Source organism: Mucilaginibacter rubeus (assembly GCF_003286415.2).
In the GTDB taxonomy this organism is placed as follows: Bacteria; Bacteroidota; Bacteroidia; order Sphingobacteriales; family Sphingobacteriaceae; genus Mucilaginibacter; species Mucilaginibacter rubeus_A.
In genome coordinates, this window is sequence record NZ_CP043450.1 from 3,913,318 (window position 1) to 3,925,308 (window position 11,991).

Here is an 11,991-nt window from a genome sequence, read left to right on the forward strand (position 1 = left end):
ACCTCCAAAGATATCAAAATGCGGCTTGCTTTAATTAGCGAATTTTATCCTGTTTGAACGCTGCAGAGGATACAATATAACAAAAGCATAAAAACAAAATCGTGGTTCGACACCTCATCAAAATGTGCGGAGAAAATACCCATTCAATAACGACATATAATTAACAAATAATTATATTTGGGCATATTATAAACCGGTTCTTAATAAACATCTATTGTACCATGACCCGCCCTTAAAAGGCAGCGGAGGCTTTAAATTATACATTTAACATCTGTGTATTTAACGGCGCCATACTATTTATTAAAAGCTTTTGATTAAACGTTTACCAAAGTTGACTAAGTATTTATTCGTTTTTTATTTGTGCCTGTGGGCGCTTAACCTGCATGCGCAAAACATACTCAGGATTGACAAAAATGTTCAGCAACATAAGTTTACCCTTAACGAGGTAAAATACCTTCAGGATAGCTCAGGAAAGCTAAGCTTCCAGGATATCCAGGAAATGGGCTCATCTTTTACCGAAAACAGCTCCTATTATCCCAGCAATCACCATAAAAATTCAACCTACTGGTTCCGGGTGCGTATGTACTTTACCGAACCTATAAGCGGTAACAGCATTATTGAGCTGTTTGATCAAACAACCGACGAAGTAACCGCTTACATGCCCGATAAATCAGGCAGCTATACTAAAAGTGAATCCGGGGCAAACCTTGATTTCAGTAGCAGGCTCTTTCACCATAAAAACTTCGAGTTTTTGATTGGCGATACGCAGCCCGGTTACCATACCTATTATTTCAGGGTAAAATCGCATAACGCGGTAAATGTTATCATAGTTTACCGTACCATCAATTACTTTATTCATTACGCGCTTAATGAGTATTTAACCTATGGGCTGTTTTATGGGATGATCCTTATTTTCTGTTTCCATAACCTGCTTATGTTCCTGGCGGTAAAGAAGAGACAATATCTATACTACGTATTTTACATTTTAAGTGTAGGCCTGTACGAAATGAGTGCCGATGGCATTGCCTTCCAATATTTATGGCCCGAAACACCGGGCCTAAATCATTATGGTAATGGTATTTCCCTATACTTTATCAGTATTTGCGCGCTGGTATTCAGCAAAGAATTATTACAAGTTAAAGCAAAAGCACCTCAGTTTAATAGGGCCATCAATTATGTAATCCTGCTGCGCTCTGTTTACTTTTTGTATTGCCTGTTTTTCAACAAATCATTGTTTGTATACAAGTTTGTTGAGGTGATCCCGTTGTCGCTGGCCTTTGCTACCGGCGTTTATATCTACAAAAACGGTTACAAGCCGGCTCGCTTTTTTGTGCTGGCCTATCTGGTATTATTTATAGGCTTTATTGTTAAAGCCCTTAGCGCGCTGGGGTATGCCTACTTTTTACCCGCCCCGATAAGCTATTATAGTCTCAGTTTCTGTTTTATTATTGAGATGGTGCTGTTGTCATTTGCCATTGGCGATCAGGTACGTATTCTCCGGAAAGAAAAGGATGCCGCCCATGAAGAAACCATAAGACAAATGCACCTGAACAGCCAGTTACAGGATTCGATTAACGAAGAACTGGAGCGACAGGTACGGGCCCGCACACATGAACTGGTTGCAAAATCAGACGAGGTAAGGCAGCAAAGCCTGATCATCGAAAACCAGAACAAGGAATTGCTGGAGGCTAACCTGCAACTGGAAAAACAAGCAGGCGAAATATTGCGCATGAATGTTTTGCTTGAAAAGGACAACGTTCAGCTTAAAACAAACATTGAAAAGGTTACCGAATCGCGGGCTTTATCCACCGAACTGGACTATGAAGAATTTAGCGCCAAATACCCCGATCAGGAAACCTGTTTTAAATTCCTGTCTGCTTTAAAATGGAAAGATGGTTTTGTTTGTACCCGTTGCTCAAACACTACCTATTGCGCGGGAAGACTGCCGCACAGTCGCCGGTGTACCAAGTGCAGCTATGAAGAATCGGCCTTACATAATACCATATTTCAAAACAGCAGGATCCCTATTAATAAGGCCTTTTATCTTACCTATCTCATTTACAGCACCAACGGCACCATCTCATCGCACCAACTATCCGAAAAGCTTGATATCCGTCAAAGTACCTGCTGGACTTACGCCATCCGCATAAAAAAGGTACTACAGGAAAAGAAAAAATCACGAAAGAAGAATGACCAGCAAGGTTGGACGATGTTGGTGATGTAATAGGTTGTACTTCATCTGTGGAAATTCGCTGTCCGTAGAGTCTTACTTCGGACAACGACACAGAATCTATGGGCAGCTTTATAAAACTATGTCATTGCGAGCGCAGCGTGGCAATCTCGTAGCCAATGCATGTTCGCCTTGTAGAGCTACGAGATTGCTTCGTCGTTCCTCCTCGCAATGACATATTTGTTTACCGTTGCTTGCGTTCTTCGCTGTCCGTAGACTCTGTCTACGGACTCTTTATGCCTGTAGTCTCTGACTACAGGATCAGGTATTGTCAGAAATTCACGCATTCATGACTGTAGTTGCAAACTACAGTCATAGTGCATCCGTAGACAGAGTCTACGGACAGCAGTAACCTCTCGCTTTTACTTTCTAAAGCAATGAATCGCGATACCAAAACGAGATAATCGCAATACCCTCTTCCCTACCAAAACCCCATTTCCGGCATAAAAAAGCAGATTACAACCGTCTACCACTCCCTTCATTTGTCATTTTTTAAAATATTTTCATTTTTTTTTCTTGTTCACAAAGCGTATCAGCTACAAAACCGAAGCAGGTGTAACCCGCTGTAAATACGCCACTTCAACGTTTGAGTTCTTCGTTATCAAAACGTATCAAAATTGATTTAATTATCTTAAAATCAATAACTTACATAAGTTCACCCTGTTGCATTATTGGTTTATTCCACTTTAAATTTACCCCACCAATTACCAATTAGTAATACGCTTAACCAACAAATCACCTATATGAAGTAAAGATCGCGCTACGGCATTTACCTGCATCGCTATTGTGTAAACCAGGTTTTCCTTTAGCTCATTCTGGCAGCTATGGCTGCTTAACCAACTAAACAGCAATAAATTATGAAGAAAAAAATTACGCTAATTTTTGTTTTACTTATTACAATACTAACACGGACGTTTGCACAGGACGTTACCGTGAAAGGTATTGTTAAAGACAGCCAGGGTCTGCCAATACCTGGCGCCACTGTAAAAAACAAATCAACAGGTGCCGTAACAGTTACGGATGTAAAAGGTGGCTATTCAATTACCGCAAACAGCAACGCGACGCTGGTGTTTAGCTTCGTGGGTTCGGCCACACAGGAACAACAAATTAAAGGCCGCACAACAATTGATGTAACACTGGCCGATGCCAACAAACAATTGGAAGAGGTTGTGGTGATAGGTTACGGTACACGGGCCGTTAAAGACGTTACCGGAGCCATCAGCAGTGTTAAGGCCGAGAAACTGGAGAACGAACACCCAGCCAGCGCTACTGACATTATCAGGGGCAATATCCCAGGCATTTCGGTTGCACTGAATACCTCGGCCAAAGGCGGCGGTACAGGCGATCTGCAGATCAGGGGTAAAGCTTCCCTTTCGGGCAACGTTCAGCCTGTTATCGTATTGGATGGTGTTATTTATCCTGGTCAGCTGGCTGATATCAACCCTAATGATATCGACCGCGTTGACGTACTCCGCGACCCAAGCGCGCTTGCCGTATACGGTGCGCAATCGGCCGGTGGCGTTGTAGCTATTACTACAAAAAAAGGTAAAAAAGGCGGCACGCAAATCACCTTAAATGCCAACTTCGGTATTGCGCAACTATTGCAAAATCAAAAATACTACACCGGCGACGGCTTCCTGAACTGGCGTGCCGATGGGGCCCGCAGTTCTAACACTTCAAACCCCTATTACTATTATAGCAATCCTAACAAGCTGCCGGATGGTGTAACGCTTGCCCAATTCCTTAACGGTGCTACAGGCGACCCAACTACCATCTGGCTGCAACGTTTAGGTTTATTCCCTAATGAAATTGCCAATTACCAGGCCGGTAAAATGACAGATTGGTCAAAACTGATATTCCGCAATGGTTTCCGCCAGGATTATACCGGTAGCTTCTCCGGTAGTTCAGAAACAGTTAAGTACTACGTATCGGGCAACTATACCAAAAACCAAAACCTGATACAGGGCGGACAGTATACCGATGGCCGTTTCCGTGTAAACCTGGAAGGTAAAGCCGCCAAATTTTTGACGCTTGGTGTAAACGCCCAATTCGCAAGCCGCGATGAAGGCGCAGCCAGCACGCCACTTAGCGGACAAGCCATAGACGCCACTGAAGCCGACTGGACGCAGATCATCAACTCATCACCTTATGGCGATATGTACAATGCTGATGGCTCTTTGCGTCGTATTGATACTGATGACAGTGGTTTGAACCAGCGTAACCCTTTCCTGGGCAATCGCTACAATCAAAACGTGGCTGTGCAAAACACCCTGTTCTCGGTACTTTTTGCCCGTTTAGATCTTCCATTTGGTATCAAGTATACGGTGAACTATGCACCAACTATTGAATCATACAGGAACTTCTTCTTCCGTCCGGTAGCTAACCCTAATGAGCTTTCGGGTGGTACTGCTATCCGTACACAGGAGAACCGTTACAGGTACAACCTCGATAACATTTTAAGCTGGAATAAAACGTTCGGCATCCACAGCTTTGATGCAACCTTCCTGCTTAACAAAGAAAAATACCAAACCTGGTATACCAATGCTTCAAACACACAGTTAACCCCTACCGACATTTTGGGTTACCACAACATTGGTGCAGGGACCTTACCTGTTGAAAGCAGCGACGACCGCATCTATAACGCCGACGCTATCATGGGCAGGATCAATTACACCCTGTTAGGCCGCTATATCCTGACTGCAACTGTACGCCGTGACGGTTTCTCGGCATTCGGTTTAGAACACCCACGTGAAGTATACCCCTCAGCAGCAGTAGCATGGGTATTTAGTGATGAAAGTTTCATGAAGGGCGATGCCTTTAAATGGCTTGATTATGGTAAATTACGCTTCAGCTATGGTGCTAACGGTAACCGTACATCTACCACCACTGCCGATCCTTCTATCTCATTAGCCGTATTAGGCGGTATTAAATATCCCACCGCAAACAACTCCGGTACAGTTACCAATAACAGTGGTATTTATGTAAGTACCCTGCAAAACGCGCAGCTGAAATGGGAACGCACCGTAGGACCAAACATCGGTCTTGACTTCACCATACTGCACAACAGGCTTAGCGGTTCGATAGACGTTTACGACCGTAAAACTACCGACCTGCTTGTTAAACGCAGTATCCTTGACGTTCAGGGTTATAACTCGTCTGGTGATTTACCGGGTGGTGCTAACAACTCAAACCCGTATACCAACATCGGCCAGGTTAATAACAAAGGCTTCGAAATTTCATTGGATGGCAAGATCATGAAAAGTGAAAACTTTAACTGGAATGCCAGCGGTACTTTCTTCCTTAACCGCAATAAGATTGTTCACCTGTATGGCGCATTCCCGGTTACTGATGCCAACGGCGTTACTACTAACGTAGAAAAAGATGATATCGGTAACGGCTGGTTCATCGGTCATGATATCAACGCCGTTTGGGATTACAAGATCCAGGGCGTTTGGAAAACAACCGAAGCCGATCAGGCTGCAAAATATGGCGCAAAACCAGGCGATTTTAAACTGCAGGATGTAAACGGCGACTTTAAGTTTACCAACGATGACAAACAATTCTTAGGCTCACAAAACCCGAGCTTTAGCTGGTCGTTACGTAACGATTTCAACATCTTCAAACATTTTGATGTATCGTTCCTGCTGGTATCAAGCATTGGCGCACTAAAACAATATAATCAAGCCTTAAACAATCCGGGCAGCGTAGGCTTTGCACGTATGAATTCATACGTGTTGCCTTACTGGACACCAGATAACCAGATTGATGATTACGCCCGCTTAAACTCAGGTTCATCTGGCACTACCATCAACGTTTGGCGCAAAGCTTCATTTGTGAGGTTGCAAACGGCCTCTATAGGTTATACTTTCAGTCCACAGCTAATCAAACGCCTGGGTATCTCAAGCGCCAAATTATTCGTGAATGCCAGCAATGCTGCTGTGTTTTCAAGCTGGCCGCTTTGGGATCCGCAAAACGGCGGTCCTACGCCAAGATATTTATCAGCCGGGTTTAACGTAGTTTTTTAAAGAAGGGATTTTAATACATGAACAAGATAAACAAAAACATCATGGCTGCGGCTTTAACAGCGGCAACCATATTTATAACCGGAGGCTGTACCAAGCGGGCTGATCTGTATCCGCAGGCGCCTTCAAAATTCACGCCCGACGTAACTTATACCTCACCTGCCGCATTTAAAGCAGCTTTGGCTACCCTGAACGTAAGCGTTAGGTTTGAGTATTTCGGTGATTCGGCACCCTTACTTACCGAATCAATATTTACTGATGCAGCGGTTGAAGGCACCACGGATAAAACCACACCGGCGCAGGATTTGAACGCCCGTATCACCCCTACCGCCAACCTAAACAGCGACGACTATAACAAAATAGGCCGGTATTGGAGCGCATGGTACCAGGGGATCCATGATTGTAACGTAATTTTATCAAGAATAGATAATATCAAATGGCCCTCTGATGCCGATAAAAACCTGGTAAAAGCTACGGCTTTATTTCACCGCGCTTATCGTTACTATCGTTTAGTACATGAGTTTGGCGATGTGCCTCTGCTGCTTAAAGAAGAAACTGCCGTAAACACAGGCTACTTCAGTACCCAACGTATCGTTATCCTAAAACAAATGAAAACCGACCTGGAATTTGCCGTAGCTAACCTTACGGATGCAAATGCTAAAGGCGATATTTCAAAAGGCGGTGCCGCCCACCTTTTGGCCAAGGTTGACCTTGCGCTTGGTTTATTTGATGACGCTATCGCGGCAGCTAATGTAGCTATCAATGGCCCGTATCACTTAATGACCAGCCGCTTTGGTATTGTTGCGGGCGATGCCTCGAAAAACATCATCTGGGACCTTCACAGGCCGGAAAACAAAGCATTGGGAACCAATGCCGAGGCTTTGTACGTAGTGCTTGACCGCGAAACCCTTGACGGTGCAACACCAAACGGATCGCAGGTGATGAGGAACTGCGTGCCGATGTGGCATAACGGCACCATCCTTACGCCAGGAGCGCTTAAACCGGGTATCTCGGATAAAGTGACCGAGGAATTCCCGCTTACCTTATGGTATGGTCGTGGTATTGGCCGTTTACGCGGTACGCCATATGCTACCAAATATATCTGGACAGATAATACCGATTTAAGGCATGCTCCCGGCAACTGGATGAACATGACCGATCTTGTATTCAACAGCCCTGCCCTTAAAACTTCCGACCCTACCTGGTATGGCAAACACCTGGAGCAATATACCGATGCCAACGTAAGCAAACGCTTCCTGAACGGGGCCAAAGATACCATCCGTGCATGGTTTGGCTGGCCGCATTACAAAGTGTTTATTGGCTCAGGCCCTATCGCGCTTGATAAATGGTGGAGTCCGCCGCGCGGTACCAACACCGACTGGTACGTTTTCCGCTTAGCCGAAACCTACCTGTTACGTGCCGAAGCTTATGTATGGAAAGGACAAACAGGCCTTGCTATGGATGATATCAACAAAGTAAGGACCCGTGCAAACGCTCAACCGTTAACTGATGCCGGCAGTGTAAATATCGGTACCATTCTTGACGAGCGTCAAAGAGAACTGTATTGGGAAGAACCACGCAAAACCGAGCTTACCCGTATAGCGTTCATCTTTGCGCAAACCGGTATCCCTGCTTACAATGGCAAAACTTACAATGTGGCCAATTTTTCAACAAGCAACTTCTTCTACGACAGGATCATGGAGAAGAACGACTTTTATAAAAACCCTAACGTTGTAACTAACTCGGGTAACCACTTCACCATTTCGCCATACCACGTGCTTTGGCCTATCCCGCAAAGCGAGATCGACCTGAACGTAAATGGTCATATTAACCAAAGCAAAGGTTACGCAGGTGCCGAAACCAACATACCAGCACTTGATAAGGTAGTTCCATAATTTAGTTGATTGTGTAACATTTGGACCGGGCATTAGTCAATTGATTAATGTCCGGTTTTTTGTTTTATGCAGATTTTAAAGAATAAAATAATTAACCGCGGGCGCATTTATGTATTTGTTTTTTTCACATATTTAATCATTATTTAAACCTGATATCGAAAAACATGGGCCTGTTCAATATTCTTCGTAACGAATTTATAGATGTAATAGAGTGGGTTGATACCACTCAGAATACGCTTGTATGGAAATTCCCCCGCCATGATAACGCTATTAAAATGGGGGCGAAACTCATTGTGCGCGAGTCGCAAGCGGCTGTTTTCATGAACGAGGGGCGCATAGCCGACGTATATACTCCGGGTACTTACGAGCTTCAAACACAGAACATGCCCCTGTTAACAACCTTAATGAGCTGGAAATATGGCTTTGAAAGTCCCTTTAAGGTTGATATATTCTTCGTGAGCCTGCGCCAGTTCACAAACCAAAAATGGGGAACAAAAAATCCGGTTATGATCCGCGATGCAGAGTTTGGCCCGGTACGCTTGAGGGCATTTGGCTCATTTAACTTTAAGGTTCAGGACCCGAAGAAATTCATTACTGAGATCTCCGCCACCAATCCGGATTTTGTTATCGAAGATATCAATGAGCAACTGCGCAACACTGTGGTATCGCGTGGTATGGATGCCGTAGCCGAGTCGAAGATAAACGTACTCGACCTGGCAGCCAACTACAACGAAATGGGCAAATTCATCACAGAATCTATCCAGCCCGATTTTACCGAGCTTGGCCTTAACCTGACCAAGTTACTGGTTGAAAATATTTCCCTCCCCCCTGAAGTTGAGCAAATACTTGATAAACGCAGTGAAATGGGCATACTGGGCAATCTTGGTGCTTACGCTCAATTCCAGGCTGCCAATGCTATTGAAAAATCTGCCGAGAACACTATAGGTGGCAACCTGGGCGCTGCCGGTATGGGTTTGGGTGTTGGCGCAGCCATGATGGGCCAGGTAGGCAACATCTTTCAGCAAAACCAGGTTACTCCTAATAACACCGATAGTAGTGTGCCCCCACCTCCCCCTGCGCCTGCTGTTCAATACCATATTGTAAAAGATGGCAAATCTGACGGGCCACACTCGTTCAACGACATCAATGCCATGATTTCCAGCGGAGCGTTAAGCAGGGAGAGTATGATCTGGAAAAAAGGTATGGCTGCATGGGCCGCCGCATCGTCTGTTGAAGAAATTGCAGAACTGTTTAGTAATGTTCCTCCGCCGATAGCTTAACCTTCATCCGTTCCTAAATCTATTTCTGAAATGAACAACGAGGTTAACCCATCGGCTATAAACAATTCGTTAAACTGTTCGGGCTGCGGTGCCTTATTGCACTTTAATCCGGGTACCCATAACCTACTGTGCGATTATTGCGGCGTGAGCAATACAATTGAAAGCGCTCCCGACAGTCGCGATATTTTACCTTACGACTATGAAGAGTTTATTGCCGGTATCGATAGCAATAAACAAGGTGCAGATCTTAAAGTAGTTAATTGTAAAAACTGCGGTTCGCAAACTATTCTTGATCAGTTTGTAACATCAGATAAATGCCCCTTTTGCACAGCTCCACTGGTGCTTGACCTGGAAAGCGGGCAGCAATACGTACTTCCGCACTATATTTTACCCTTTGCCATTACTCAGCAACAGGGTATCGAATTTTTCAAAAAATGGTTAAAAAGCCTTTGGTGGGCGCCAAATGACCTGGCTAAAAAAGTAAGCGATGCTTCATCGGCACTAAAAGGCGTATACCTTCCCCATTGGACATACGATACCTACACCATAACGGATTACAACGGCGAACGCGGCGATTACTACTACACCACTGAAACCTATACCGAAACCGTTAACGGACGCGAAGAAACCAGAACCAGGCAAGTACGCCATACCGATTGGTCATACGCCTCAGGAAGAGTGGAATGCGATTTTAGGGATTTAATGGTCCCCGCCAGTAAATCATTACCCGAAAAAACACTGAATAAGCTTGGCCCCTGGAATTTTAACATGCTGGTTAAGTTTGATGAACGGTACATGAGCGGTTTCCGTTCCGAAACCTACCAGCTAAACCCGGAACAAGGCTTTGTTAAAGCAGCTGAGCAAACCGTTGGAGCGATTGACTCGGCCATAAGAGATGATATTGGTGGCGATGAGCAAAGGATAGATAGCACTGACACCCAATACCTTGATAAAGCGATCAAATACCTGATGCTGCCGGTTTGGGTAAGCGCCTATAACTACAATAACAAGATCTATCAATTTACAGTTAATGCCAGCACCGGCGAAGTTATTGGCCAACGACCCGTAAGTGCCCTCAAGATCATACTTGCGGTGTTGTTTGTAATAGCGCTGATAATAATTGGTGTAGTATTATATCAGAATGGGCATTCAGCGTAAAAGAACGTTATTGTACTACGCTTAAAGACTTACGAAGTTTTGAAAACTTCGTAAGTCTGGGCTTCATTAAAAAAAGCGTCATTGCGAAGTACGAAGCAATGACGCTTTATGGAGTATCTCGATCCCTTTTATTGAATAACAAGTTCCGGCTGCACCTTCTTAGGTCGCTGCTGCTTTACAGCCGGCTTTTTATTACGTTTCCCCCACCAAATATAAAAACCGGTAATAGGCAAACTGGCAGATACCATAGCCAGGAAAAACGCCACCACCTTACCTGGAATGCCTAAAATAGCACCTACATGGATATCGTAATTCATGCGGCGCAATTTATCGGCAGCACCGGCATCTGCATAACGCCCGGAGTATGGCCCTGCAGATTTAATCGGCTTCAGTGTGTACTGATCAAAATTGTAAATATTGGTTTTGTAGTAAGTGCCCGAACGCAGGTAAGCTATTACCTCAACTAAATCGGCCTTTTGGCGGGGTAAATTAATATAAAAGCCCTCTGGCTTATCTTGTATAGCAATCTGGTTCCATAATTTATCTACCGATGCCATATTAAAGGAAAGCCTTGTGGTAGTATCCGATACCATGGCGGTTTCTTCGGTTAATGATTTGCCGCCAGATGTAGCCCAATATACCGATTTGCTTACCCATTGAAAACTCCATACCAGGCCGGTTAACGCTATGATGAGCAGCAATAACATGCTGTAAAAACCAAACACATTATGCAGGTCGTAATTTACACGTTTAAAGCTGGCGTTCCATTTCACTTTAAAGCTTTTGTCACGAGTGGCTTTAGTCCACTTTTTGGGCCACCATAATACCAGGCCCGATAGCAAAAGCACTACAAAAATCAGTATGGCTACCCCAATTATAGGCCGGCCAATGGGGTATGGCAACCATAAGGCACGGTGCCCGTGCAGTATAAACCTAAAGAAATCAAAGTCGCCCTTATTCCCCACAAAGTCTGTAGTTGTTTTTTTCAATACGCGCCCGCTATACGGATCAATAAAAACGGTTATCAGCAAACCTGTTTTACGGCTGTAAGAAACCGCCGCGGCAGACTGATCTGGCAGTCCGTAATTTAGCGCGGTAGGTTTCATACCTGACACAGTTTTAACAGCGATGTCTGTTAACGCCGAAGGAGGCAGCATTTTTTTATTTTGCGGCTGTACGTGCGTCCAGGGTTCGGTTACACTACGAATCTCTTTTTCAAAAACATAAATGGCGCCTGTAATACTTACAATCACCACGATAATTCCCGAAAAAAGCCCAAGCCACAGGTGCAGCCACGCGGAGATCCTTTTAAACATCGAATCGCCTTTCTTTTTGGGTTTAACGGCTTTGGCCGGAGTAGCAGTTTTAAGCATACTAAACTAAAAAGGCAGGCCGGGATCCCGGCC

At 44.5% G+C, this 11,991-nt stretch carries 6 protein-coding genes; 5 read left to right on the forward strand and 1 reads right to left on the reverse strand.

The window, feature by feature from the left end; genetic code table 11:
- Nucleotides 1–331 precede the first annotated feature (331 nt).
- From DEO27_RS15370 to DEO27_RS15390, 5 genes are all read left to right on the forward strand, one after another.
- Nucleotides 332–2,224, forward strand: coding sequence for a 7TM diverse intracellular signaling domain-containing protein (locus DEO27_RS15370; protein ID WP_223817954.1), 1,893 nt, complete (start codon nucleotides 332–334; stop codon nucleotides 2,222–2,224).
- A gap of 863 nt (nucleotides 2,225–3,087) precedes the next feature.
- Nucleotides 3,088–6,255 carry a SusC/RagA family TonB-linked outer membrane protein gene (locus DEO27_RS15375; protein WP_112573886.1) on the forward strand — a complete coding sequence of 1,056 codons (3,168 nt, stop codon included), beginning with the start codon at nucleotides 3,088–3,090 and terminating at the stop codon, nucleotides 6,253–6,255.
- 17 nt (nucleotides 6,256–6,272) lie between these two features.
- On the forward strand, nucleotides 6,273–8,147 hold the full coding sequence (locus tag DEO27_RS15380; RefSeq protein WP_112573887.1) for a RagB/SusD family nutrient uptake outer membrane protein: 1,875 nt from the start codon (nucleotides 6,273–6,275) through the stop codon (nucleotides 8,145–8,147).
- A 164-nt stretch (nucleotides 8,148–8,311) separates the two neighbouring features.
- On the forward strand, nucleotides 8,312–9,427 hold the full coding sequence (locus tag DEO27_RS15385; RefSeq protein WP_112573888.1) for an SPFH domain-containing protein: 1,116 nt from the start codon (nucleotides 8,312–8,314) through the stop codon (nucleotides 9,425–9,427).
- A 30-nt stretch (nucleotides 9,428–9,457) separates the two neighbouring features.
- Complete coding sequence (locus tag DEO27_RS15390; RefSeq protein WP_112573889.1) at nucleotides 9,458–10,585, forward strand: zinc finger domain-containing protein; 1,128 nt, start codon at nucleotides 9,458–9,460, stop codon at nucleotides 10,583–10,585.
- A 128-nt stretch (nucleotides 10,586–10,713) separates the two neighbouring features.
- Here DEO27_RS15390 and DEO27_RS15395 read toward each other — a convergent pair whose 3' ends face one another.
- Nucleotides 10,714–11,958 carry a PepSY-associated TM helix domain-containing protein gene (locus tag DEO27_RS15395; RefSeq protein ID WP_112573890.1) on the reverse strand — a complete coding sequence of 415 codons (1,245 nt, stop codon included), beginning with the start codon at nucleotides 11,956–11,958 and terminating at the stop codon, nucleotides 10,714–10,716.
- Nucleotides 11,959–11,991 lie beyond the last annotated feature (33 nt).